At 63.4% G+C, this 23,583-nt stretch carries 21 protein-coding genes; 8 read left to right on the forward strand and 13 right to left on the reverse strand.

The window, feature by feature from the left end; translation table 11 throughout:
- Positions 1–6: 6 nt before the first annotated feature.
- The 5 genes from rodA to G3N95_RS08550 all read right to left on the reverse strand — a co-directional run bounded on the left by rodA (position 7) and on the right by G3N95_RS08550 (position 6,518).
- Positions 7–1,155 carry a rod shape-determining protein RodA gene (gene rodA, locus G3N95_RS08530; protein WP_205969553.1) on the reverse strand — a complete coding sequence of 383 codons (1,149 nt, stop codon included), beginning with the start codon at positions 1,153–1,155 and terminating at the stop codon, positions 7–9.
- Positions 1,156–1,165: 10 nt separating this feature from the next.
- Positions 1,166–3,568, reverse strand: a complete 2,403-nt coding sequence (gene mrdA / locus G3N95_RS08535; protein ID WP_205969554.1) for a penicillin-binding protein 2 — start codon at positions 3,566–3,568, stop codon at positions 1,166–1,168.
- A 169-nt stretch (positions 3,569–3,737) separates the two neighbouring features.
- Positions 3,738–4,250 carry a rod shape-determining protein MreD gene (gene mreD, locus G3N95_RS08540; protein WP_012399476.1) on the reverse strand — a complete coding sequence of 171 codons (513 nt, stop codon included), beginning with the start codon at positions 4,248–4,250 and terminating at the stop codon, positions 3,738–3,740.
- Entirely contained in the window at positions 4,247–5,347 is a 1,101-nt protein-coding gene (gene mreC, locus G3N95_RS08545; RefSeq protein ID WP_205969555.1) for a rod shape-determining protein MreC, read from the reverse strand. The genes mreD and mreC overlap by 4 nt, the downstream gene beginning before the upstream one ends.
- Positions 5,348–5,474: 127 nt before the next feature.
- Positions 5,475–6,518 (reverse strand): rod shape-determining protein, encoded by a 1,044-nt coding sequence (locus G3N95_RS08550; protein ID WP_004189550.1) that lies wholly within the window; start codon positions 6,516–6,518, stop codon positions 5,475–5,477.
- A gap of 379 nt (positions 6,519–6,897) precedes the next feature.
- Here G3N95_RS08550 and gatC point away from each other — a divergent pair, with 379 nt between their 5' ends.
- From gatC to G3N95_RS08575, 5 genes are all read left to right on the forward strand, one after another.
- Positions 6,898–7,197, forward strand: coding sequence for an Asp-tRNA(Asn)/Glu-tRNA(Gln) amidotransferase subunit GatC (gene gatC / locus G3N95_RS08555; protein WP_007582035.1), 300 nt, complete (start codon positions 6,898–6,900; stop codon positions 7,195–7,197).
- A 153-nt stretch (positions 7,198–7,350) separates the two neighbouring features.
- Complete coding sequence (gene gatA / locus G3N95_RS08560; protein WP_205969556.1) at positions 7,351–8,844, forward strand: Asp-tRNA(Asn)/Glu-tRNA(Gln) amidotransferase subunit GatA; 1,494 nt, start codon at positions 7,351–7,353, stop codon at positions 8,842–8,844.
- A gap of 2 nt (positions 8,845–8,846) precedes the next feature.
- Complete coding sequence (gatB, locus tag G3N95_RS08565) at positions 8,847–10,322, forward strand: Asp-tRNA(Asn)/Glu-tRNA(Gln) amidotransferase subunit GatB (protein WP_205969557.1); 1,476 nt, start codon at positions 8,847–8,849, stop codon at positions 10,320–10,322.
- 106 nt (positions 10,323–10,428) lie between these two features.
- Positions 10,429–11,265 (forward strand): PPK2 family polyphosphate kinase, encoded by an 837-nt coding sequence (locus tag G3N95_RS08570; protein WP_205969558.1) that lies wholly within the window; start codon positions 10,429–10,431, stop codon positions 11,263–11,265.
- A gap of 43 nt (positions 11,266–11,308) precedes the next feature.
- On the forward strand, positions 11,309–12,088 hold the full coding sequence (locus G3N95_RS08575; protein WP_205969559.1) for an exodeoxyribonuclease III: 780 nt from the start codon (positions 11,309–11,311) through the stop codon (positions 12,086–12,088).
- 24 nt (positions 12,089–12,112) lie between these two features.
- On the opposite strand, the gene G3N95_RS08580 is transcribed toward G3N95_RS08575, so the two are convergent.
- The 7 genes from G3N95_RS08580 to argB all read right to left on the reverse strand — a co-directional run bounded on the left by G3N95_RS08580 (position 12,113) and on the right by argB (position 19,306).
- Positions 12,113–13,315 (reverse strand): M48 family metallopeptidase, encoded by a 1,203-nt coding sequence (locus tag G3N95_RS08580; RefSeq protein ID WP_205969626.1) that lies wholly within the window; start codon positions 13,313–13,315, stop codon positions 12,113–12,115.
- The gene (locus G3N95_RS08585) at positions 13,315–14,709 is read right to left on the reverse strand and encodes an AmpG family muropeptide MFS transporter (RefSeq protein ID WP_205969560.1); all 1,395 of its coding nucleotides are present in this window, start codon (positions 14,707–14,709) and stop codon (positions 13,315–13,317) included. The genes G3N95_RS08580 and G3N95_RS08585 overlap by 1 nt, the downstream gene beginning before the upstream one ends.
- A 13-nt stretch (positions 14,710–14,722) precedes the next feature.
- Positions 14,723–15,331 (reverse strand): methionine biosynthesis protein MetW, encoded by a 609-nt coding sequence (gene metW, locus G3N95_RS08590; protein WP_205969561.1) that lies wholly within the window; start codon positions 15,329–15,331, stop codon positions 14,723–14,725.
- A complete protein-coding gene (locus tag G3N95_RS08595; RefSeq protein ID WP_205969562.1) occupies positions 15,328–16,473 on the reverse strand; it encodes a homoserine O-acetyltransferase in 1,146 nt (381 codons plus the stop codon). Before G3N95_RS08595 ends, metW begins: the two co-directional genes overlap by 4 nt.
- A gap of 243 nt (positions 16,474–16,716) precedes the next feature.
- Positions 16,717–17,403, reverse strand: a complete 687-nt coding sequence (gene slmA, locus G3N95_RS08600) for a nucleoid occlusion factor SlmA (protein ID WP_205969563.1) — start codon at positions 17,401–17,403, stop codon at positions 16,717–16,719.
- A gap of 36 nt (positions 17,404–17,439) precedes the next feature.
- Positions 17,440–18,195, reverse strand: a complete 756-nt coding sequence (locus tag G3N95_RS08605) for a pyrimidine 5'-nucleotidase (protein WP_205969564.1) — start codon at positions 18,193–18,195, stop codon at positions 17,440–17,442.
- Between the two features lie 211 nt (positions 18,196–18,406).
- Positions 18,407–19,306: an acetylglutamate kinase gene (gene argB, locus G3N95_RS08610; RefSeq protein WP_012399489.1), complete on the reverse strand. Its 900-nt coding sequence runs from the start codon at positions 19,304–19,306 to the stop codon at positions 18,407–18,409.
- Positions 19,307–19,659: 353 nt separating this feature from the next.
- Between argB and G3N95_RS08615 the strand changes: the two genes are divergently transcribed.
- Positions 19,660–19,899 carry a cysteine-rich CWC family protein gene (locus G3N95_RS08615; RefSeq protein WP_205969627.1) on the forward strand — a complete coding sequence of 80 codons (240 nt, stop codon included), beginning with the start codon at positions 19,660–19,662 and terminating at the stop codon, positions 19,897–19,899.
- 36 nt (positions 19,900–19,935) lie between these two features.
- Here the strand turns inward: G3N95_RS08615 and G3N95_RS08620 are convergent, their stop codons facing one another.
- Positions 19,936–21,573 carry a tetratricopeptide repeat protein gene (locus G3N95_RS08620; RefSeq protein ID WP_205969565.1) on the reverse strand — a complete coding sequence of 546 codons (1,638 nt, stop codon included), beginning with the start codon at positions 21,571–21,573 and terminating at the stop codon, positions 19,936–19,938.
- A 102-nt stretch (positions 21,574–21,675) separates the two neighbouring features.
- Between G3N95_RS08620 and G3N95_RS08625 the strand changes: the two genes are divergently transcribed.
- Complete coding sequence (locus G3N95_RS08625) at positions 21,676–22,980, forward strand: ATP-binding protein (RefSeq protein ID WP_205969566.1); 1,305 nt, start codon at positions 21,676–21,678, stop codon at positions 22,978–22,980.
- On the forward strand, positions 22,977–23,519 hold the full coding sequence (locus G3N95_RS08630; protein WP_012399493.1) for a response regulator transcription factor: 543 nt from the start codon (positions 22,977–22,979) through the stop codon (positions 23,517–23,519). The genes G3N95_RS08625 and G3N95_RS08630 overlap by 4 nt, the downstream gene beginning before the upstream one ends.
- Positions 23,520–23,583 lie beyond the last annotated feature (64 nt).

Genomic DNA, 23,583 nt, shown 5'->3' on the forward strand with positions numbered 1-23,583 from the left:
GCTGGATCAACTTTGCATCAGACGCTTCTGTCGCGCGACGCTCATGATGAGGCCGATCGCGAAACCGAGTGTGGTCAGCGCGGTGCCACCGTAACTCATGAACGGCAACGGCACGCCCACCACGGGAAGAATCCCGCTCACCATGCCGATGTTCACGAACGCATAAGTAAAGAACGCCATCGTCAGCGAACCGGCGAGTAGTCGGCCGAATAGCGTCGCGCCGTTTGCCGCTATGTAGAGACCGCGCGCGATCAGCGCCATATACAGCGTCAACAGAACCAGACCGCCGGCCAGTCCGAACTCTTCGGAGAACACCGCGAAGATGAAGTCGGTGTGCTTCTCGGGAATGAATTCGAGGTGCGCCTGCGTGCCCTTCAACCAGCCCTTGCCGAGCGGGCCGCCCGAGCCGATCGCGATCACCGCTTGAATGGTGTGGAAGCCTTTGCCCAACGGGTCGGACGTCGGATCGAGCAGCGTACAGATACGATGCTTCTGATAATCGTGCATCAGCGGCCACTGCACTTCGGGCTGACAGATCTTGTCCTGGAACGTCGCGATCGCGCCGACGGCAATCACGCCCGCTACCAGCACGGGGACGATCAGCTTGAAGCTCAGTCCCGCGAAATAGATGACGAAGAAGCCTGCCGCGAACACGAGCACGGCGGTGCCGAGGTCGGGTTGTTTCGCGATCAGCCCGACGGGCACGGCGAGAATCAGCAGACCGACGATGTAGTCCCACCAGCGAATGTTGCCTTCGCGTCGCTGGTAGTACCACGCGAGCATTAGCGGCGTCGCGATCTTCAGAATTTCCGATGGCTGGATCACGACACCGACGTTGATCCAGCGCTTGGCGCCTTTGCGTGTGAGGCCGAATAGCGCAACGGCGATCAGTAACGCGACTCCAAACGTATAAAGCGGGACGGCGAAGCGCATCAATGTTGTGGGCGGGATATTGGCCAGCACCCACATCAACGCGAACGTCAGGATGATGTTGCGCAACTGATCTTCGACGCGGCCGGGCACGTCGAGACTCGCGCTATAGAGCGTGACGATGCCGACGCACAGCAACAGAAACACGATTAGTGCGAGTGGGCGGTCGAAGCCCGCGAACATTTTCTTGAAGCGTTCGAGCCAGGCGCGCTTGTCGATTTGCATGCCTTTCTCCTTACTCGTCGATGCCGCCGGAAACGGGGCCGCGCGGCGTGGCCTGCGTTTCCTCGTTGCGCGACGGCGCGGCTGCGACCGGCCGCGATTCGCTGGCCGGACGGGGTTTGCGTGGGGACTTGCGGGTGTCGGAAGCCTTGACGGGTGCTGCGGCCGTCGCATCGGATGCCGCGGCGGATGTTGCAACCGTGGCTGAAGCGGCGCGCGGCGCTTTCGCCGACTTCGCATTCGAAGCGGGCCGCGGCGCGCTCGCCGATGCTGCGACAGGCGCCGAAGCGGGCGCGGCTCCGGAGGCTGCACCTGCGGGCGCCGCGCCGGATGCGTCAGATGCAGCTGCCGCGCGCGGTGCCGATGCGCCCACTGGCTGCGGCAGCGGCGTGAAGCCCGCCGCAACGGAAATGGGCTGAATGTCACCATTGGGCGTTGCCGGCGCGCTGCCGATGACGGGCGCCGAGGTTTCCTCCGTCGCCGACGCAGCCGCCGTGACAGCCGCCGCTTCGACACCCGGCTTCGCTTTGTCGACGAGGTAGTAGTCGAGCACGCGCCGCGCGATCGGACCGGCCGCCTGCGCACCCCAGCCGCCGTTTTCGACGATCAGCGCGATCGCGATCTTCGGATTGTCCGCCGGCGCGAACGCGATGAAGAGCGCGTGGTCGCGCAGATGTTCGGCCAGCGCGTGACCGTGGTACTTCGCGCCTTGCAGCGAAAACACCTGCGCCGTACCCGTCTTGCCGGCCGACAGATACGCGGCGTTGCGAAACACCTGGTACGCCGTGCCCGACGGATTCATCGTGACGTTTTCCATGCCGCGCTTCACGACATCGATGTCGGACTGCTTCACGTCGACACGGCCATCGTCCTTCGGTACCGTGGCGCGCAGTGCGCGCGTGATCGGGTTCTCGATTTCCTTCACGAGGTGCGGCTTCATCAGCACGCCGTTGTTCGCGAGCGTGGCCGTTGCGTGCGCGAGCTGAAGAATGGTGTACGAGTTGTAGCCCTGGCCGATGCCGAGGCTGATCGTCTCGCCTTCGTACCACTTCTGCTGCTCGGGCTTGCGATACGCCTTGCGTTTCCAATCAGTGGACGGCAGGATGCCGCGCGCTTCGCCGGCGATATCGATGCCCGTGATCTGACCGAAACCCCACGGCTTCATGAAGTTCGCGATCGCATTCACGCCGAGATCGTGCGCGAGCATGTAGAAGTACGTGTCGTTCGACACCATGATCGCGCGGTTCATGTCGACCCAGCCCTGACCCTGCGGCACGTCGTTGCGGAACGTGTGGCCGCCGAACGTGTACGAGCCCGGATCCTGGAAACCCCATTGCGGTGTGCGCTTGTGCAGCGTCAGCGCGGCGAGCGCCATGAACGGCTTGTACGTCGAGCCGGGCGGATACGTGCCATGCAGCGGACGGTTGAGCAGCGGGTGATCGGGCGAGTTGTTCAAGTCGTCCCACGTCTGCTGGTCGATGCCGTCGACGAACGAATTCGGATCGAAGCTCGGCGCGGAGACGAACGCGAGCACATCGCCTGTCGACGGCTCGATGGCGACGAGTGCGCCGCGACGGCCCGCGAATGCCTGCTCGGCGACCTGCTGCAAGCCGATATCGATCGACAACACGAGGTTGTTGCCCGGCGTCGCCTGCGTGCGCGACAGCGTGCGCACGGGCCGGCCGCCCGCCGTCACTTCGACTTCCTCGAAACCCGTCAGCCCGTGCAGCTCCGTCTCGTAGCTCTGCTCGACGCCGATCTTGCCGATGTAGTCGGTGCCCTTGTAGTTGTTTGCGTCGAGGCGCGGATCGTAGTGCTCGGGATCGCTGTCGTTCTGGTCGCTTGCGTCGTCGATGCGGTCCTGATCTCGCTGCGAAATCCGGCCGATATAGCCGATCACGTGCGCGGCCGTCGGACCGAGCGGATATTGGCGGAACAGGCGCGCGCGTACTTCGACGCCTGGAAAGCGGAAACGCTGCGCGGTGAAGCGCGCGACTTCGTCGTCGGTGAGACGCGTGCGGATCGGCAGGCTCTCGAAGTTCTTCGAGTCTTCCTGCAGCTTGCGGAAGCGGCGGCGATCGCGTGCGTCGACGCTGATGACGGTCGCGAGATTGTCGATCACGTTGTCGAGCGTGTCGTTCAGCTTCGACGGCGTGATTTCGAGCGTGTACGCCGAATAGTTCTTGGCGAGCACGACGCCGTTGCGGTCCGTGATGATGCCGCGGTTCGGTACGATCGGCGCGACCGAGATACGGTTCTCGTTCGCTTGCAGCGAATATTTGCTGTAGTGCCAGACCTGCAGGAACAGGAAGCGGAATGCGATCAGCCCGAAGCAGACGAACACGAACAGCCCCGCCGCCGCGACGCGCAGGCGGAATTTCGTGAGCTGCTGCTGGGTGTCCTTGAATTCGGTCATGCGGTTGGGCAGGAACTGCCGGTTATGCGGTTTGATTCAATTCGGCGGATATGCGCCGTCGCGCTGCCGGGCTTTGCGCTGCATCGCCCGGTCGTGCAGTGCGTTGCGCCGTCGAACGCTCGTGATGGCCGCGAAACGATGGCGAGTTCATGAGCGGGCGGCGCGGCTGTCAGATGGGCCGCGTATCGTCCGGATCGGCCGGACGGCGCTGCGGCATCAAAAGCAGAATGCTCGCGATTGGCCACAACGCAGCTTCGACGAAACCGTCGATCAGATAACCCCAGCCCGGAAACGATGCGCCCGTCAGCAGGCGGATCACGAACGGCACGAGTTGCGCGACGACGAGCAACGGCATCACGGCGAAAACCTGTACGCCGATCGACATCCACAGCACGCGGCGGTGAATCGTGATCGCGCCGTACGAGAGCAGCGTGTAAGCGAGCGCATGCTCGCCGAGCAAGCTGGCGTTGTGCACGTCCATCAACAGGCCGAGCGTGAACGCGATACCCATTCCGACCTTGCGCGGCTGATGCACGTTCCAGAACAGCAGCACGAGCGCGACGAAATCAGGCACGCCGATCAGACGGCCCCACGGCATCATGTTCAGCAGGAATGCGGCGGCCAGACTGAACGCAATGAAGTACGGATTGACTGGCTGCAGGATGTACTGCGGGCGATTCATTGCTTGGCCCCCTGGCTGCCTTGTGCCTTCGCGCCCTTTTCAGCGGCCGGCTTCTTTTCGGTCGATGCCTTGCCAGCAGGCCTGGCAGTCGACGCGGGCTTCGGCGCGGCAGCCGCAGGTGCCGGCGCCGATGCCGCTGTCACCGTCGAAGCGGGTTGCGCGGGCTTTGCGTCCTTGCCCTTGTCCGGGGTCTTCGCGTTCTTCTTTTTCGCTTCTTTCGCGGCCGTGGCCGGATCGGGTTCGTCGGCGGGACGAGGCGGCACGTTGTGCTCGTAGTGTAGGACAAGCAGGTCGCGAGCGCCGCGCACGGGAGCGATAGGCTGGCAAACGACGCGCGCGAACGCGGTATCCGCCTGCTTGTCGACACGCACTACCTTGGCGACGGGCAGGCCCGGCGGATACACGCCGTCGAGTCCGCTCGTCACGAGTTCGTCGCCCGCGAGCACATCCGCACTGATCGGCACGAAACGCAGGTCGAGCGCGTCACCCTTCGGCGTGCCGTAAATCACGCTGCGCAGACCCGTACGGACGATCTGCACGGGCACGGCCTGATCCTTGTCGGTGAGCAGCGTCACTTCCGACTGCAGCGGGAACACGCGCGTCACCTGGCCGATCACGCCGTCTTCATTGACGACGGGCGAACCGTCCTTGATGCCCTGCTGCGAGCCACGGCCGATCACGACCTTTTGCGTGAACGGATCGCGCGTGTCGTACTGGATTTCGGCCGGGATCGATTGCGTCGTCATCCGTTGCGAGAGCTGCAGCAAGTTGCGCAGATGCTTGTTCTCGGCGTCGAGCTGCGCGGCCTCGTTGGCCTGCTGCGACAACTGAAGATTGCGTGCGCGCAGCTTGTCGTTCTCACCGCGCAGCGTGGCGCTGGTGACGGCGAGATCGGCGGCGCCCATGAAGATGTCGCGCGGCACGAGCGCCGCGCGCTGCAACGGATACAGCCCCGCGCCGAGCACGCCGCGAACGATTTCGAGCGTCCGGAAGCGGGCGTCTGAAATAAGCAGGGCGAGCGCTACCAGCACGAAGAAAATCAGTCGTGCGAGTGCCGAGGGGCCTTGCTTGAATAGGGGCGGCGGACTGTATTCCATGGTCGCCGGGAGCGTGAGCGAGTGGGTGAAACGGCGGCGCGCTAGGCGCGCGCGCAATGCACGAAGCGCACAAAGGCTGGCAAAGCCAGCCTTTCAGTGCGCATTGCAGACATGGAGACTGGCAACCTTACTCGTACGAGAAGATGCTGCCGAGCTTGTCCATGCGTTCGAGCGCCATGCCCGAGCCGCGTACGACGCACGTCAGCGGATCTTCGGCGACCAGTACGGGCAGCCCCGTTTCTTCCGCCAGCAGACGGTCGAGGTCGCGCAGCAATGCGCCGCCACCCGTCAGCATCATGCCGCGCTCGGCGATGTCGGCGCCCAGTTCCGGCGGCGTCTGTTCCAGCGCGATCTTCACCGACGACACGATCTGGTTCAGCGGATCGGTCAGTGCTTCGAGGATTTCGTTGCTCGAAATGGTGAAGCTGCGCGGAATGCCTTCCGACAGGTTGCGGCCCTTCACTTCCATTTCCTTGACTTCGGAGCCAGGGAACGCGGAGCCGATTTCCTTCTTGATGGCTTCGGCTGTCTGCTCGCCGATCAGCATGCCGTAGTTGCGGCGGATGTAGTTGACGATCGCTTCGTCGAACTTGTCGCCGCCGACGCGTACCGAGCCCTTGTACACGATGCCGCCCAGCGAGATCACGCCGACTTCCGTCGTGCCGCCGCCGATGTCGACGACCATCGAGCCCGTAGCTTCCGACACCGGCAGGCCGGCGCCGATTGCCGCCGCCATCGGCTCTTCGATCAGGTAGACCTGCGATGCGCCCGCGCCGTGTGCCGCTTCCTTGATGGCGCGGCGTTCGACCTGCGTCGAACCGCACGGCACGCAGATGATGATGCGCGGCGACGGGGAGAACATGCGCGATTCGTGCGCGGTCTTGATGAACTGCTTGATCATCTGTTCCGTCACGGTGAAGTCGGCGATCACGCCGTCCTTCATCGGGCGGATCGCCTCGATGTTGCCCGGCACCTTGCCGAGCATCTGCTTTGCTTCCTTGCCGACTGCCTGAATGGTCTTCTTGCCATTCGGGCCGCCTTCCTGGCGGATCGAAACGACGGACGGCTCGTCGAGAACGATACCCTTGCCACGCATGTAGATGAGCGTGTTGGCCGTGCCGAGGTCAATGGCCAGATCGTTGGAGAAATAGCTGCGCAAAAAACCGAACATGCAAAATCCTGTCTCGCTGGGGGCCGGGCCTCGCATCGAAAGCGTAGGGCGGCAGCGGAAAAAATAGCAGCCTCATGTCCGGCCAGTTACGGGGCCGAGGGAAGCATGAAACTGCGGGGGAACGTACCGGAGGCTATAGCAAGGCAGCCGAGCTGTCGTTCAGCGATCTCTGAATTTGACAGAAAGGCCTTGGTAAGTCGGTCCGGGTTTGGGTCGAACGCGTAATGATACCTTATAATTTTGCTTGATTTAAAGGAAACGAATGGCACTTTTTGCCATCGCCGGCCCCAATTTCGAGGGCCAGCTCCAATGACCTAACCTGCTGTCGCAGCATCGTTTTTTCATAGCTGCGGCAGAGCGCCACTTTTCCGGTGACTGCATGGCCCTGACTCTGACCGATGTGAAACGCATCGCCCATCTCGCACGGCTCGAACTGCCCGATGCCGACGCCGAGCACACGCTCACCCAGCTCAACGACTTTTTTGGCCTCGTCGAACAGATGCAGGCAGTCGATACGACAGGCATCGCGCCGCTCGCGCACCCGATCGAGCAGATCGAAGACGTCGCCTTGCGTCTGCGCAACGACGCCGTCACTGAAAACGTGAATCGCGACGACTATCAGCGCCCGGCGCCGGCCGTGCAGGACGGCCTGTATCTGGTGCCGAAGGTCATCGAATAAGCGTCGTGACGTCGTGATTAAGCACAGGGTTGTGTGTCATGCGTGCGAATACGCGCGCAACATGGCCCGCTCCTTTCGGCCCGGCGTGCCGGCGGGCGGCCGGATGCCCAAACGGCGGCGCACTGCGCCGTCGCGCTTTCCAGGAAAAACGCAATGCATGAAAAAAGCTTGACCGAACTGCGCGCCGCGCTCGACGCGAAGCAATGCTCCGCAGTCGAACTGGCGCAGACGTATCTGAAGCGGATCGAAGACCACAAGGCGCTGAACGCGTTCGTTCACGTCGACGCGCAGCAGACGCTCGCGCAGGCGCAAGCCGCCGACGCGCTGATCGCAGCCGGCAATGCCGGCCCGCTGACGGGCCTGCCCATTGCGCATAAGGACGTGTTCGTCACGCGCAACTGGCGTTCCACGGCCGGCTCGAAGATGCTCGAAAACTACACGAGCCCGTTCGATGCCACCGTCGTCGACCGTCTCGCGCAGGCGGGCATGGTGTGCGTCGGCAAGACCAATATGGACGAGTTCGCGATGGGCTCGTCGAACGAAAATTCGTATTTCGGCCCCGTGCAGAACCCTTGGGACCGCAAGGCGGTGCCTGGCGGCTCGTCGGGCGGTTCGGCGGCGGCTGTCGCCGCGCGTCTCGCGCCCGCCGCGACGGGCACGGACACGGGCGGCTCGATCCGTCAGCCCGCGTCGTTCTCGGGCATTACGGGCATCAAGCCGACGTACGGCCGCGTGTCGCGCTACGGAATGATCGCGTTCGCATCGTCGCTCGATCAGGGCGGCCCGATGGCTCAGACGGCGGCCGACTGCGCGCTGCTGCTCAACGCAATGGGCGGCTTCGACGAGCGCGATTCGACGAGCCTCACGCACGATCACGAAGACTACACGCGCTACCTTGGCCAGAACTGGACGGGCGCGGGCAACGCGGGCGACAAGCCGCTTGCGGGCCTGCGTATCGGCTTGCCGAAGGAATACTTCGGCGCGGGTCTCGCCGACGACGTGCGCGCATCCATCGACGCGGCGCTGAAGCAATATGAAGCGCTCGGCGCGACGCTCGTCGAGGTGTCGCTGCCCAAGACGGAACTGTCGATTCCCGTGTACTACGTGATTGCACCGGCGGAAGCATCGTCGAACCTCTCGCGTTTTGATGGCGTGCGCTACGGCCATCGCGCGGCCGAGTATCGCGATCTGCTCGACATGTACAAGAAGTCGCGCGCGGAGGGCTTCGGCCCCGAAGTGAAGCGCCGCATTCTGGTGGGCACGTATGTGCTGTCGCACGGCTACTACGACGCGTACTACCTGCAGGCGCAAAAAATCCGCCGCATCATCGCGCAGGATTTCCAGGAAGCGTTCAAGCAATGCGACGTGATCATGGGCCCGGTGGCGCCGTCGGTCGCGTGGGACATCGGCGCGAAGGGCGACGATCCTGTGCAGATGTATCTCGCGGACATCTACACGCTGTCGGTGAGCCTCGCGGGCCTGCCCGGCATGAGCGTGCCGTGCGGTTTCGGCGCGGGCGCGAATGCGCAGCGTCCGGTCGGCTTGCAGATCATCGGCAACTATTTCAACGAAGCACGCATGCTGCAAGTGGCTGACGCGTTCCAACGCGCCACCGACTGGCATCGCAAGGCGCCGGCGGGAGTCTGAATATGGCAACACAATGGGAAGTCGTTATCGGTCTCGAGACCCACGCGCAACTGTCGACGGTCTCGAAGATCTTCTCGGGCGCGGCCACGCAGTTCGGCGCCGCGCCGAACACGCAGGCCTGCCCCGTCGATCTGGCCTTGCCGGGCGTGCTGCCCGTGATGAACAAGGGCGCTGTGGAGCGCGCGATCCAGTTCGGTCTCTCGATCGACGCGACGATCGCGCCGCGCAGCATCTTCGCGCGCAAGAACTACTTCTACCCTGATCTGCCGAAGGGCTATCAGATCAGCCAGTACGAAATCCCTGTCGTGCAGGGCGGTCAGATCACGATTCAGGTTCCTGCCAACGAAAAGGCCGGTAAAGAAGCGTACGAGAAGACCATCAACCTGACGCGCGCTCACCTCGAAGAAGACGCGGGCAAGTCGCTGCACGAAGACTTCGCGGGCATGACGGGCATCGACCTGAATCGCGCGGGCACGCCGCTGCTCGAAATCGTCACCGAGCCGGAAATGCGCAGCGCCGCCGAAGCCGTTGCGTACGCGAAGGCGCTGCATGGTCTGGTCGTGTGGCTCGGCATCTGCGACGGCAATATGCAGGAAGGCTCGTTCCGCTGCGACGCGAACGTGTCGGTGCGTCCCGTGGGGCAGAAGGAATTCGGCACGCGCGCTGAGATCAAGAACCTGAACTCGTTCCGCTTCCTCGAAGAAGCGATCCAGTACGAAGTGCGTCGTCAGATCGAACTGATCGAAGACGGCGGCACCGTGGTGCAGGAAACGCGTCTGTACGATCCGGACAAGCGCGAAACGCGCTCGATGCGCAGCAAGGAAGACGCGCACGATTACCGCTATTTCCCCGATCCCGATCTGATGCCGCTTGTGATCGACGCAGCGTGGGTCGAGCGTGTGAAGGGCGAACTGCCTGAACTGCCCGCCGCGATGCAGAAGCGCTTCGTCGACCAATACGGTCTCACGCCGTACGATGCGGGCGTCGTCACGTCGGGCAAGGCGATGGCCGCTTACTACGAGGCCGTCGTGGCAAAGGCCGGCGCAGCGCAGGCGAAGGTCGCGGCGAACTGGCTGATGGGCGAAGTGTCGTCGCAACTGAATCGCGAAGACCTCGACATCGCCGACAGCCCGGTTTCCGCCGCGCAACTCGCGCTAGTTCTGCAGCGCATCGCCGACGGCACGATCTCGAACAAGATCGCGAAGGAAATTTTCCTCGCGATCTGGGAAGAGAAGGCCACCGACGAAGCCGCCGCTGACCGCATCATCGAAGCGAAGGGCCTCAAGCAGATTTCGGATACAGGCGCGCTCGAAGCGATCATCGACGAAGTGCTCGCCGCGAACCAGAAATCGGTCGAGGAATTCCGCGCCGGCAAGGAAAAGGCGTTCAACGCGCTGATCGGTCAGGCGATGAAGGCGACCAAGGGCAAGGCGAATCCGCAGCAGGTCAACGAACTGTTGAAGAAGAAGCTGGGCTAACCGTTGTAGACGTATCCGCAGGACGGGCTGTTGTCGCATCGAAAGTCGCGCAACGGCCCGTTTGCTTTTTCACTGGGCGTAAAGCGTCGCAGAGGAGGACAGGCAGATGGCAAAGAAGAACGGTCTCGACGAATATCGCGTGCCTTTTTTCGACGACGACGGCAAGTCGAAGTTTTCTCTCGCTGGCGTCGATCCGTCGACGAAGCCGTTCTCGACGGGATCGAAGGACACCGACCGCGAACGCCTCGCCGAAATCGGCGCTGCGCTGGATGCGCAACAGGAACGCCTGCACGCGCAGCGCGTTCAGCGCGTGCTGCTGGTGCTGCAAGGCATGGATACGAGCGGCAAGGACGGCACGATCCGTGCGGTGTTTCATGAAGTCGATCCGCTCGGTTTGCGCATCGTGCCGTTCAAGGCACCGACGCTCAACGAACTCGCGCACGATTTCCTGTGGCGCGTCCATTCGCAGGCGCCCGCCGCCGGCGAACTGACGATCTTCAATCGCAGCCACTATGAAGACGTGCTTGTGCCGTATGTGCTCGGCACCTTGAGTAAGGACGAGCGCGACCGGCGCTTCCGGCACATTCGCGATTTCGAACGGATGCTCGCGGACAACGGCACGACGATCATCAAGTGCATGCTGCACATTTCGAAGGACGAGCAGCGCGAGCGACTGCAGGCGCGGATCGACGATCCGACCAAGCACTGGAAATTCGACGTCTCCGATCTCGACGCGCGCAAGCTGTGGGACAAGTATCAGGACGCCTACGAGGACGCACTCGCCGCGACGTCGACGGATTACGCGCCGTGGTACGTGATTCCGGCGAACTCGAAGACGCATCGCAACGTGATGATCGGCGAACTGCTGCTGCGCGCGTTCGAGTCGTTGAAGCTCGAATTCCCGCCGGCGAAAGAATCGCTGAAGGGCGTGATAGTCGAATGATGTTCACCTCGTCGAATAGACGAAAACACAACGAAGGAAAAACATGTTGCGTGTGATCACGGCTAATCTGAACGGCATCCGTTCGGCGGCCAAGAAGGGCTTTTTCGATTGGTTCGGCGAGCAGAAGGCCGATGTCGTGTGCGTGCAGGAAATCAAGTGCTCGCAGGACGACATGACGCCCGAGTTCCTCGCGCCGCACGGTTTCACCGGCTATTTCCAGCATGCGGTGAAAAAGGGCTATAGCGGTGCGGGTCTCTACACGCGTCACGAGCCGGATGAAGTCGTGATCGGCTTCGGCAGCGAAGAGTTCGATCCCGAAGGGCGTTATGTGGAAGCGCGCTTCGGCAATCTGTCGGTGATCTCGGTATACGTGCCGTCGGGTTCGAGCGGCGACGAGCGCCAGCAGGCGAAGTACCGTTTCATGGACGAGTTCATGCCGCATCTCGCGGAACTGTCGAAGGAACGCGAAGTGATCGTGTGCGGCGACGTGAACATCGTGCACAAGGAAATCGACATCAAGAACTGGAAGGGCAACCAGAAGAATTCGGGCTGTCTGCCGGAAGAGCGCGCGTGGCTCACCAAACTGTTCGACGAAGTCGGTTATGTCGACGTGTTCCGCACGCTCGACCAGCGGCCCGAGCAGTACACGTGGTGGAGCAATCGCGGCCAGGCGTATGCGAAGAACGTGGGCTGGCGTATCGATTACCAGATCGCGACGCAGGGTGTCGCGGCGACGGCGAAGCGAGTCGATGTGTTTCGCGATATCAAGTTCAGCGACCACGCGCCCGTGACCGTCGACTACGCTCACAAGCTGGCGAAATAATTCTTCCCGGAAGCGCTGCGGGAATCAGTCGCTCACGGTCGTGCGCCGCGGGCGGCCGATGCCCGCGTAGTCGGGCAGCGCATCGACGGTCTTGCCGACTGCCTTCGCGTACAGCGGCAGCATGTCGGCGAGCCGCTTCATGATGTCCGCGCGTCGCTCCGCGTTATACGGATGCACGAAGATGAAGCCCTGATCGCGGTTGCCTCGCGTCGCGACGGCGAGCTTGTCCCAAAGCGTGATGGCCGCCCGCGGATCGAAACCGGCACGCGATGCAATCTCGCTGCCTATCACGTCGGCTTCCGTTTCGTCGGCGCGTTCGTACTTCATTTCCACCAGCTGCGTGCCGATGCCGAGCGGCGCTGCGCCGAGATCGGCGAGACCGAACAGTTGCGGAATCGACCCTGATCCGAGTTGCGCGGCCTGCTGTTCGCCGAGCCGCTCGCGGGCATGCTCGCGCAGAGCATGCGCGATCTCATGGCCCAGCAGCATGCCCAGTTCGTTGTCGTTGGGTTTGACCTTGTCGAGCATGCCGCCGTACACGATGATCTTGCCGCCCGGCAGGCAGTACGCCCGAATGTCGGGCGAGCGCAGCACTGCGACGTCCCACTTCCAGTTCTTCGCTCGGTCATTCCATTTCAGCGAATACGGAATCAGCTTGTCGACGATCGACTGCACGCGCTTCACGTGCGGGTCCGATGGCGGATAGAGCCGGTTCATGTGCTCGGCGCCGCGTGCGATCTGATCGAATTCCTCGGCCGATTGCGCTTCGAGCATCGGCGACGGAATCAGATTGCGAAACACCGCGTAGCCGCCGTAACGCAACTGCTGGTTCGGTTGGAACGGTGTCGGTAATACAGGTGCCGGCGTGGGCGTGCGCGCCGTCACGGGTGTTTGAGGCGTCGCCGAGCCTGCATTCGATGGCGCCGATGCGCCAGACGTAGCGGTAGGCGCGGATTCGGACTTCGGCGCCGACGGTGTGGAAGGCGCTGATGGTGCAGAAGGAGCCGACGGGGCAGTGGGTGCATTCGCTGCGGGCGGCGAACCGACATTCGACGTCGGCTCTGCCGCGTTCACTTGCCACGGTGATGCGACGCCGAAACCTGCACATGCAGCAAGGACGGCGACGTGCAATGCATGCGCACGCACGCGCATGCGATATGCAGGCGATCGACGGGAAACGGCGCGCAGAGCCCGACCAATGGCGGCGCGCCGTGACGCAAACACCATCACGACTGCTTTCTCCAAGGGGCGATCCGGAACAACAGTAGCATGCCCGGTATAGCAAGCGCCGTGCACACCAGGAAGTAGTCGAACCAGCCGATCTGCGCGACGACGAAGCCGCTTGCCGCCGACGCCAGCGTGCGCGGCACCGAGGCCAGCGACGTGAAGAGCGCGAACTGCGTCGCCGTGTAACGCGGGTCGGTCGTGCTCGCGATATACGCGGTGAACGCGGCCAGCGTGAGACCCGTCGTGAACGTTTCGAAGCCGTAGACGATGGCGAGCGCCACTGACATCGGATCGAGCTGCACGGTCCAGCCGATGCCGAACAGCGACAGCAGCTGCGTCGTGCCCGCGCTCAGCGCGACGGCGATGTCGTACACGACGTTCAATCCCGGCGACGTCGGCCCGACATGCGCGAGCCACGCGAAGCCAAGCGTCGACACCATTTGCAGAATGCCGAAGATCCACAGGCCGCGTCCGATGCCGATCCGCATCAGCGCAATACCGCCGATGATGCCGCCCGCGAGGCTCGCGCCGAACGCCGTCGTTTTCGCGATCACGCCGATTTGCGTGCGCGAGAAGCCGATGTCGAGGAAGAACGACGTGGACAGCGTGGTCGCCATCGTGTCGCCGAGTTTGTACAGGAAGATGAAGCCGAGCACGAACAGCGCGCCGCGCCAGCCGTCGCGGGTGAGGAATTCATGGAACGGCTCGATGATGGCTTCGCGCAGATTCTTCGGCGGCTTGCCGTGCACTTCGGGTTCGCTGACGACGAGCGTCATGATCATGCCCGGCAGCATGAACGCGGCCGTCACGACGAACACGGTTGCCCATGGCATGTGGTCCGACAGAATCAGCGCCAGCGAACCGGGCACGAGCGCCGCGATCTTGTACGCGTTCACATGCACGGCATTGCCGAGGCCCTGCTCGGTATCGTGCAGCAGTTCGCGGCGATACGCGTCGATCACGATGTCCTGGCTCGCGCCGAAGAACGCAACGAGCGCGGTCAGCGCGGCCACCGTCCAGATCGAATCGCGCGGAGAGACGATGCCGAGCGAAGCGATCGCGCCAGCAACGAGAATCTGCGTCGCGAGCATCCAGCCGCGCCGGCGTCCCGGCCGCCAGCCGGGCAGGCGCGGCACGTAGCGGTCCATCAGCGGTGCCCAGATGAACTTCCACGTATAGGGAAACTGGATCAGCGCGAACAGCCCGATTTCCTTCAGGTTCACGCCTTCCGAGCGCAGCCAGGCCTGCACGAGATAGACGAGCGTGAAGAGCGGCAACCCCGACGTGAAGCCGAGAAAGACGCAGATCAGCATGCGCGCGTTGAGAAACGCGCGCCAGCCGGGGTGTTCTTCGTGTGCGGTTAGTGCAGGCGCCTCGTGTGGCGGGTTCGACATGAGATGAGTGACGTTAGCTTTTCTTGACGCGATAGACCGCAAGACTACCACGCCAGTTCACGCCCCACCGTACCTGCTGGCCGCCATGCAGGACCACGCGATCGAGAATCTCGATGCCGACTTCCGGCGCAAGCGCCTCGAAGTCCTTGATGGTCAGCACACGCACGTTCGGCGTGTTGTGCCACTGATACGGCAGCGACTTCGACACCGGCATGCGTCCCTGCAAAACCGACAGACGATGCGCCCAATACCCGAAATTTGGGAACGAAACGATGCATTCCTTGCCGACGCGCACCGTCTCGCGCAGGATCGCGGCCGTCTGGTGAATGGTCTGCAGCGTTTGAGAGAGGATCGCAAAATCGAAGCTGCCGTCTTCGAACAGACGCAAGCCGTCTTCCAGATTCTGCTGGATCACGTTGATGCCGTTCTTCGTCGATGCGAGCACGCCGGCGTCGTTGAGCTCGATGCCGTAGCCCGACACTTCGAGTTCTTCCATCAGCAGCGACAGCAGCGAGCCGTCGCCGCAGCCGAGATCGAGCACCGTCGCACGCGGTTCGACCCAGCGGGCGATCGCGCGAAAGTCCGGCCGCGTCGCAAGATAATCGAGAGCGCGCTGGTTCATGCGTTGACCTCCGCAGCAATGCGTTCGTAGTAGGCGCGCATCAAGTTGTGATAGCGCGCATCGTCGAGGAGGAAGGCGTCGTGGCCGTGCGGCGCGTCGATTTCGCCGTACGTCACCTGGCGCTTGTGATCGAGCAGCGCCTTCACCAGTTCGCGCGATCGCGCGGGCGCGAACCGCCAGTCGGTCGAGAAGCTCGCGATCAGATACTTCGCCTTCGTGTGCGCGAGCGCGGCCGTCAGATCGCCGTCGTACGCTTTCGCGGGATCGAAGTAATCAAGCGCGCGCGTGATCAGCAGATACGTGTTCGCGTCGAAGTAATCGGCGAACTTGTCGCCCTGATAGCGCAGATACGACTCCACTTCGAACTCGACGTCGAAGTTGAAGTTGTACGCGTTCTCCGCGCCTTCTGCGCGGCGCAGTGCACGGCCGAATTTCGCGGCCATGTCGTCGTCGGACAGATACGTGATGTGGCCGATCATCCGCGCGACGCGCAGCCCGCGCTTCGGCTTCACGCCGTGCGCGTAGTAGTCGCCACCGTGGAAGTCGGGGTCCGACAGAATCGACGAACGCGCCACTTCGTTGAATGCGATGTTCTGTGCCGACAGCTTCGGCGTCGACGCGACGACGATGCAATGTGCGACGCGGTCCGGATACATCATGCTCCACGCGAGCGCCTGCATGCCGCCGAGGCTGCCGCCCATCACCGCGGCGAATTTCTCGATGCCGAACTCATCGGCGACGCGCGCCTGCGCGTTCACCCAGTCTTCGACGGTCACGACGGGAAAGCTGGCGCCGTACGGACGGCCCGTCGACGGATCGATGCTCATCGGGCCCGTCGAGCCGAAGCACGAACCGAGATTGTTGACGCCGATCACAAAGAAGCGGTTCGTATCGAGCGGCTTGCCGGGGCCGACCATGTTGTCCCACCAGCCGACATTCTTCGGATCGTCCGCATAGACGCCCGCGACGTGATGCGACGCGTTAAGCGCGTGGCACACGAGCACGGCGTTGCTGCGCGCGGCATTGAGCGTGCCGTACGTTTCGACGACGAGGTCGTAGTTCGCGAGCGAGCTGCCGTTCTGCAGGCGCAGCGGCTCGGAAAAATGCATTGTTTGTGGAGTGACGATCCCGATCGATTCCATTCATTCCGCCTTCTGACATGGGGCGGCTAAATGGTGTCGGCGATTGCGCGGAAGGAGAATGTGCGCGGCTGACGACCTCTTTAGCCGCATTTATAGTGAACCGGGACGATGGATGAACCTCGTCCGCTGGTTCGCGCGCCCGCAATCGAGTCAGCAAATCGGCGCGTTGTACAAGCTTCGACCGTCATGGACGGCCAAGCGCAGAGTATATCGGAAATTCCGGCGCTTCTGCGGAAAGCGCCCTTACTGAAGAATCAGCCGCAATTGCGCATCGGCCTGTTCGATGGGCGCGCGCGAGAAGCCGCTGCGCACGAAGCGATGCCAGCGTCCGATGATGTAGCTCAGCAAAAGGCTCGCGCGCACGACGGGATCGTAGTCGGCGGGCAGCGGTATCGTGTCCGCTCCCGTGTGGCCTGTTCCTGCTGCATGGTGACTGGATGCATCCATCAGTCCGAGCCGCAGGCATTGTTTGAGCGACGCCTCGACGCGCTCGAGCAACTGGTTGACGCGTTCGGTGAGCCGCTCGTGTTCGCCGACCAGCGCTTCGCACGTCAGCACGCGCGTCATGCCCGGATTCTTCGCCGAAAAGTTGAGCAGCGTGAGCGCGATCGCGCGCGCTTGCAGGACGCCATTCGGTTCTTTCGCGATGATCTGGTTGATGAGGCCGAACAGCGTTTGCTCGATGAACTCGATCAGCCCTTCGAACATCTGCGCCTTGCTTGCGAAATGACGGTAGAGCGCCGCCTCCGATACGCCGAGGCGCGCAGCCAGCGCCGCCGTCGTGATCTTTTCGTTCTTCGGGGCCTCCAGCATCTCGGCGAGCGTCTGGAGGATATGCACGCGCCGCTCGCCCGGTTTGAGGCGAGTCGCGCGCGGTGCGGCCGGCTGGTCTTCGGTTACGTCGTCGTCATGCTTGCGGATGGGCTGCATGTCTGTCGTCCCTTTTATGCCAGGCCGGATGCACCATCAGGGGTTCGATCGGCCTTCCGGGCGGGTGCCCAGTCTCAACGATTTTAGCGAACGAATGCGACGGTCGACATAGTGCGGACGTCCCGTGCCGGGCAGATGAGCAGGCGTGCCGTCCGCGCGCATCGTCCGGGGCAGATGACCGACGATCCACACCGTGCGGATCCCAAGCCGCCGATAGTTCTTCAGATGGCTGCGGGTGTCTTCGACGAGCACGGCGTCGGCGAGACGCACATGCGCATCGCGCATCGCGCGGCGCAGCATCGCGTGATCGGGCTTCGCGCGCCACAAGCGGCGGTCGCGCATGTGCTCGATCGCGATCACGCGCTCGAACAGCCGCTCGATGCCGAGTTCTTTCAGCACGTCCATTGCATACACTTCGGGCGCGTTGGTCAGCACGATCTTACGGCCCGGCAGCGCCTCGACGAGACGCTTCAGCCCGCGCTCGCTGCGCAGCATCGCGCGCAGGTCGGGGAAGGTGTGCACGTACTTCAGGAAGTCATGCGGATCGACGGGATGGTGACGCGTGAGGCCCAGCAGCGCCGCGCCGTAACGCTGCGTGTAGCCGGTGCGCAGACGGTTGGCTTCGTCGCGTTCGACTTGCAGTGCGTCGATGATGTACTGCGTCATCGCGGCATTGATGGCCGGGAAGATGGCGTGCGACGCGTGATGCAGCGTGTTGTCGAGGTCGAACAGCCAGACGGGCGTGCCGGCGTGAATCTGCGGCCGACGGCGCTTCGGACGGGAAGTGTGCATGATGTCGTGGGTTCCGCGCACGCGTGCAAGGGCTGCGATGCGATGCAGACGACCTGCGAAGCGTTGCGGGGAAGGAACGTTGTAACAGCGGTGACGACGCAGCGTGCTGCGCGAAAGACGGAAGGCCAGTATGCCTTCTGCGAAGCACGGCGGCCAGCTTGCCGTGCTTCGCGCGATGCGAGAGGTTTGACGTTGCAGTGATGCGCCGCGCTCAGTGCGAGCGGATCATCGTGCCGAACGGTTGTTCCGTCAGGATTTCTAGCAGCACCGAGTGTTCGATGCGGCCGTCGATGATGTGCACCGAACGCACGCCGCTCTTCGCGGCATCGAGCGCCGACGAGATCTTCGGCAGCATGCCGCCCGAGATCGTGCCGTCGGCGAACAGCGCGTCGATTTCGCGCGCGGACAGATCGGTCAGCAGTGTGCCTTCCTTGTCCATCACGCCGGGGATGTTCGTCATCATCACGAGCTTTTCGGCGTTCAGCACGACGGCCAGTTTGCCCGCGACGAGGTCGGCGTTGATGTTGTACGACAGACCGTCTTCACCGAAGCCGATCGGCGAGATGACGGGGATGAACGCGTCGTCCTGCAGCGCCTTCACGACGGCCGGGTTGATCGCCTCGACTTCGCCGACCTGGCCGATGTCGATGTACTGGCCCGGGTTGTCGCGGTCCGGCATCAACAGCTTGCGCGCGTGAATCAGGCCGCCGTCCTTGCCCGTCAGACCGACCGCATGGCCGCCGAAGTGGTTGATCAGCGTGACGATATCCTGCTGCACTTCGCCGCCCAGCACCCATTCGACGACTTCCATCGTCTCTTCGTCGGTGACGCGCATGCCCTGAATGAAGGTGCCCTGCTTGCCGATCTTCTTCAACGCCTGATCGATCTGCGGACCGCCGCCGTGCACGATCACCGGGTTGATGCCGACCAGCTTCAGCAGGATCACGTCGCGCGCGAAGCCCTGCTTCAGGCGTTCTTCCGTCATCGCATTGCCGCCGTATTTGATGACGACGGTTTTGCCGTGGTACTGACGAATATAGGGCAGAGCCTCGGCGAGAATTTCAGCCTTCAGCGTGGGGGCGATCTGGGACAGGTCGGGAGACTCGGACATGGCGGCGGCTCGGACACGGAAACGGTGAAAACAACGCCGGATTGTACACAACTGGCGCGGTGCAATAGTGAATTCGACGTGTGCCGTCGCGGCCGGCCGGGCCATTTTTCCGCACTGCGGAATAGCCAGCTTTTTCAGCGACGGGCACACGTCTGCGAGTGAACTTTGCGCCGTCTGAACGGGGCGACGGAAGGTTTGGGCCGCCATGGCGCGCGTAAGTTCTCGCACGCATGGAAATCCCTGCCGCATCCGAATGTCGGAGACTCGGGCGGACCGTAGCCGGGCAGGCATTTTGCTGACTCGCCGGAAGTGGCATCATGTCCGGATCATCTGCCCGGTTTCATCCCGCTGTCATGAATCCGTCCCCATCCGGATCGCTTGAATCTTCCGTCACCTCGAGCGTGCGCTGCCCGCGCTGCCGCCGCGTGTTCGATTGTGGCGCGCGCGGCGACCGTTCGGCGTGCTGGTGCGCGTCGATGCCGGCGTTGCCGGCCGAGGCGCTGGAGCCGGGCACCGGCTGTCTGTGTCCTGAATGTCTCGCTGGTGTGATCGCGCGCACGCGCGCCGAAAAAGGCGGCGCGGCGCAGGATTGAGGTGCGCCACGCGGGATTGGCGCGGGCGCCTGCTGACTACGATCGATGCGAATCCGCCAGTGCGGCCAGGTCGCGTGTCAGTTTGTCGAACACGGGCTCCCATTGCGCGAATTGCGCTTGCCGGTACAAGCTCGCGCTCGGGTACCACGGGCTGTCGGTGCGATCGAGCAGCCAGACCCAATGCGGATTGACATCGAGCAGCACCCACGTGCGCTGCCCCAGCGCGCCGCTCAGGTGCGCAACGGACGTGCACACGGTAATCACCAGATCGAGCGCGCTGACGTACGCGGCGGTGTCGTCGAAGGTCTTGAACGCAGCCGTGTGATCGGTGATATCGAGCCCGGCTGTACGCGCGGCTGCCACTTCGGCTCCGGCGCCCGGCTGCAGCGAATAGAACGCGACGTTGTCGAGTTCGCGAAAGTAATCGACGTAGCGTTCCAGTCCGACGCGCCGATACGGGTTGCGTTGATGTCCGTGGCTGCCCGTCCAGACGAGCCCGACCTTGAGCCGCTTTTCTCCGGCGAGGCGCTCGCGCCATGCGTCCACGCCTCGCGGATCGGCTTGCAGATACGGAACAGTCGACGGGATCGTTTCTTCCCGTGTATCGAACAGCAAAGGCAGCGACAGCAGCGAGATTTCATAATCGAACTTCGGCAGGCCTTCGACGCCGCCGCCGAGGGTGAACTCATCGGCGTATTGCGCCAACGTGCGTGCGAGCAGCGCGCCCATTTGCGGGAACGAATTCCATGCGAGCCGCCCGCCTTCGCGATGCACACGTTCGGCCAGCAACGGAACGTAGCGGCAGAACTGCAGCAGGTCGCCCATGCCCTGCTCGCCCCAAAGCAGCAGCGTCTTGCCGGCGAGCGATTCGCCGCACCACTTTGGCCCGGGCATGACGGGACGCTTACCCGCCAGTTCCTTCGATCCATCCCAGCGTGCCTCATGTTCGCGCCAGCCGTCCGCATAGTTGCCGCGCAGCAGATGCAGCATGCTGAGATTGGACAGGAACGACGCATTGCCGGGCGCGGCGCGACGCGCGGCCGACGTGAAGCGTTCAGCTTCTTCCCATTGCTGCGCTTCTCGCAAGGTCTGTCCGTGATTGCCGAGTGCGATGGGATTGTCGGGCTGAAGCGCGATCGCGCGATGCTCGGCTTCGAGCGCGCCGTCGAGGTCGAAGCCCGCGAGACGCGACTTGGCGAGATTGATCCACGCGTTCGCATCGTCGGGTGTCTGGTCGAGCGCGGCGGTCAGCAGGATGGTCACTTCCGGCGAAGCCGGATTCGCCGACATCAGCGCTGCGGCCAGATTGTTGCGCAGGCTTTGCATGTTGGGATCGATGGCGAGCGCCTCGCGGTAGGGCGCGATGGCGTCGCTGTGCCGGTTCATCAGTTGCAGTGTGAGCCCGAGCTGAAAGTGCGTTCTGGGATCACGCGGGGCGAGCGCGGCACACGCCCGCGCGATCGCTTCTGCTTCGGCGCCGTGTTGCCGGGTAAGCAGTTGCAGGTTCAGCTCGGCGAGGGAGTCGATATCCATTGGAAACAGATGCGAAGCGGCCTGAAGCCAGATATCACGTGCCGCGTGGTCGTTCTGCTCTTGCGCTGCGACAGCGTGACGCAGAAAGGTCTGGAAGGAATCCAAAAGAACTTGATGTGGATCAAGCGATGTCTTAAGCATTGGGCGTAAAGAGTGGCGGGCGTACGTTAGGCGGTAAAGAACACTATAGTTCCGAACATTCGCTAGATGAATCAGACCGCTCCCAACGGATAAACTTGCAGGATGCATCGCATAACCATCACTGGCCGGGTCAACCTCGGGCATCTCTTCTGGCTACGCAGTCTTGCCATCATCGGGCAGCTCGTGACGATTGCGTTCGTCCAGATCTTTGTCGGCGTCAAGCTGCCGTTGCCGGCGATGCTGCTCATCATCGGTCTGGAGGTGATCTTCAACGGGCTGACGTGGCTGCGCGTCGCGAGCCAGAAGCCCGAGTCGAATCTCGAACTGTTCGGGCAGCTGTGGGTCGATCTCGGCGCGTTGTCGGCGCTGCTGTTTCTGTCGGGCGGTACGACCAATCCGTTTGTCTCGTTGTACCTGCCGTCGCTGGCCATTGCCGCAGCCGTGCTGCCCTGGCGTCTGATGGCGTGGCTCGCGGCGTTTGCGGTCGCCTGCTACGCGGTGCTCGGCTTCGAGTCGGTGCCGCTCAATCTCGACAATCCCGCGAATCTGTTCGACTACTATCGCGCCGGCATGTGGGTGAACTTCATGGTCAGCGTCGGCCTGATCGCGTGGTTCGTGGCGCGCATGTCGCGGGCGCTGCGTCAGCGCGATACCGCGCTCGGCGAGGCGCAACAGCGTCTGTTGCGCGACGAGCGCGCCGTGGCGCTGGGTGTGCAGGCCGCGACGGTCGCGCATGAGATCGGCACACCCTTGTCGACGATCGCGATGCTCACGGAAGAACTGCGCGACGCCGCGCGCAGCGACGAGGGCCTCAAGCCCTACGCCGCCGACCTCGACATCCTCGACCAGCAGATGACGCTGTGCACGTCGGCGCTCGCGCGCCTGCGCAGCCGCGCATCGACACAAGGCAGCAGGCAGCGTGTCGACGAATGGCTCGACTCGTTCGCGGACCAGTGGCGACTGCGGCATCCGCATGTGAAGTTCGAGCGTCTGGGCGAGCCGCCCGCCGACGTCGGTCTCGACGACACCGTCGCCGTCAGCCAGATTCTTACCATCCTGCTCGACAACGCCGCGCGCGCGAGCCGCGATCACGTGACGCTTGCGGCGAAGCTCGTCGAGCCCGCTTCGATCGAATTCGAAGTGTGCGACGCGGGTCCGGGCGTGCCGGCCGCGCTGCGCGGGCTGCTGGGCGCGGCGCCCGTCGACAGCACGCAGGGCGGACATGGCGTCGGGTTGTACCTGGCGTTTTCGGCGGCGGCGCGGCTCGGCGGATCGATCGAGCTCACCGACGTCAGCGAAATCAGGCCGCGCGGCACACGCGCGGTGTTGCGGTTGCCTCTGGCCCGCGAGCAAACGGGCGCGGGCCGGCAAGGCGCCGCGTCGTCCAATACGGAGAAGCAAGCATGAGCGACAAGAATTTCCTGGTAATCGACGACGACGAAGTGTTCTCCGGCATCCTTGCGCGCGGCCTGACGCGTCGCGGCTTCACGGTATCCGAGGCGCACAACGCCGACGAAGCGATTCGCCTCGCGAACCAGCAGAAGTTCGGGCAGATCACCGTCGATCTGCATCTGGGCAACGACTCCGGTCTGAATCTCGTCGCACCGCTGCGCGACTTGCAACCGGACGCGCGGATGCTGGTCCTGACGGGCTACGCGAGCATCGCGACGGCCGTCCAGGCAGTGAAGGACGGTGCGGACAACTATCTGGCGAAGCCCGCGAACGTTGAAACAATTTTGTCTGCGCTGCAAACGGAAGCGAGCGCCTTGCAGGCAGAGGAAGCGATCGAGAACCCGACGCCGCTGTCGGTGGCGCGGCTCGAGTGGGAGCACATTCAACGCGTGCTCGCCGAGAACGGCGGCAATATTTCGGCGACGGCGCGCGCGCTGAACATGCATCGGCGCACGTTGCAGCGCAAGCTCGCGAAGCGGCCCGTCAAGCAGTGACGTAGCCATCGTCGCCCGGCGCATGAAAAAGGGCGGCGCTCCTCACGGAGCGCCGCCCTTGTCA

The organism is Paraburkholderia sp. Tr-20389 (assembly GCF_017104565.1).
Lineage (GTDB): Bacteria > Pseudomonadota > Gammaproteobacteria > Burkholderiales > Burkholderiaceae > Paraburkholderia.

Coding starts and splice junctions, on each gene's coding strand:
- G3N95_RS08550 (WP_004189550.1), bottom strand. CDS start 6,518: ATGTTCGGTTTTTTGCGCAGCTATTTCTCCAACGATCTGGCCATTGAC.
- G3N95_RS08585 (WP_205969560.1), bottom strand. CDS start 14,709: ATGTCGAACCCGCCACACGAGGCGCCTGCACTAACCGCACACGAAGAA.
- G3N95_RS08615 (WP_205969627.1), top strand. CDS start 19,660: ATGAATCCGTCCCCATCCGGATCGCTTGAATCTTCCGTCACCTCGAGC.
- G3N95_RS08575 (WP_205969559.1), top strand. CDS start 11,309: ATGTTGCGTGTGATCACGGCTAATCTGAACGGCATCCGTTCGGCGGCC.
- G3N95_RS08595 (WP_205969562.1), bottom strand. CDS start 16,473: ATGGAATCGATCGGGATCGTCACTCCACAAACAATGCATTTTTCCGAG.
- gatC (WP_007582035.1), top strand. CDS start 6,898: ATGGCCCTGACTCTGACCGATGTGAAACGCATCGCCCATCTCGCACGG.
- argB (WP_012399489.1), bottom strand. CDS start 19,306: ATGTCCGAGTCTCCCGACCTGTCCCAGATCGCCCCCACGCTGAAGGCT.
- mreC (WP_205969555.1), bottom strand. CDS start 5,347: ATGGAATACAGTCCGCCGCCCCTATTCAAGCAAGGCCCCTCGGCACTC.
- gatA (WP_205969556.1), top strand. CDS start 7,351: ATGCATGAAAAAAGCTTGACCGAACTGCGCGCCGCGCTCGACGCGAAG.
- rodA (WP_205969553.1), bottom strand. CDS start 1,155: ATGCAAATCGACAAGCGCGCCTGGCTCGAACGCTTCAAGAAAATGTTC.
- slmA (WP_205969563.1), bottom strand. CDS start 17,403: ATGCAGCCCATCCGCAAGCATGACGACGACGTAACCGAAGACCAGCCG.
- G3N95_RS08605 (WP_205969564.1), bottom strand. CDS start 18,195: ATGCACACTTCCCGTCCGAAGCGCCGTCGGCCGCAGATTCACGCCGGC.
- metW (WP_205969561.1), bottom strand. CDS start 15,331: ATGAACCAGCGCGCTCTCGATTATCTTGCGACGCGGCCGGACTTTCGC.
- G3N95_RS08630 (WP_012399493.1), top strand. CDS start 22,977: ATGAGCGACAAGAATTTCCTGGTAATCGACGACGACGAAGTGTTCTCC.
- gatB (WP_205969557.1), top strand. CDS start 8,847: ATGGCAACACAATGGGAAGTCGTTATCGGTCTCGAGACCCACGCGCAA.
- mrdA (WP_205969554.1), bottom strand. CDS start 3,568: ATGACCGAATTCAAGGACACCCAGCAGCAGCTCACGAAATTCCGCCTG.
- G3N95_RS08620 (WP_205969565.1), bottom strand. CDS start 21,573: ATGCTTAAGACATCGCTTGATCCACATCAAGTTCTTTTGGATTCCTTC.
- mreD (WP_012399476.1), bottom strand. CDS start 4,250: ATGAATCGCCCGCAGTACATCCTGCAGCCAGTCAATCCGTACTTCATT.
- G3N95_RS08580 (WP_205969626.1), bottom strand. CDS start 13,315: ATGGTGTTTGCGTCACGGCGCGCCGCCATTGGTCGGGCTCTGCGCGCC.
- G3N95_RS08625 (WP_205969566.1), top strand. CDS start 21,676: ATGCATCGCATAACCATCACTGGCCGGGTCAACCTCGGGCATCTCTTC.
- G3N95_RS08570 (WP_205969558.1), top strand. CDS start 10,429: ATGGCAAAGAAGAACGGTCTCGACGAATATCGCGTGCCTTTTTTCGAC.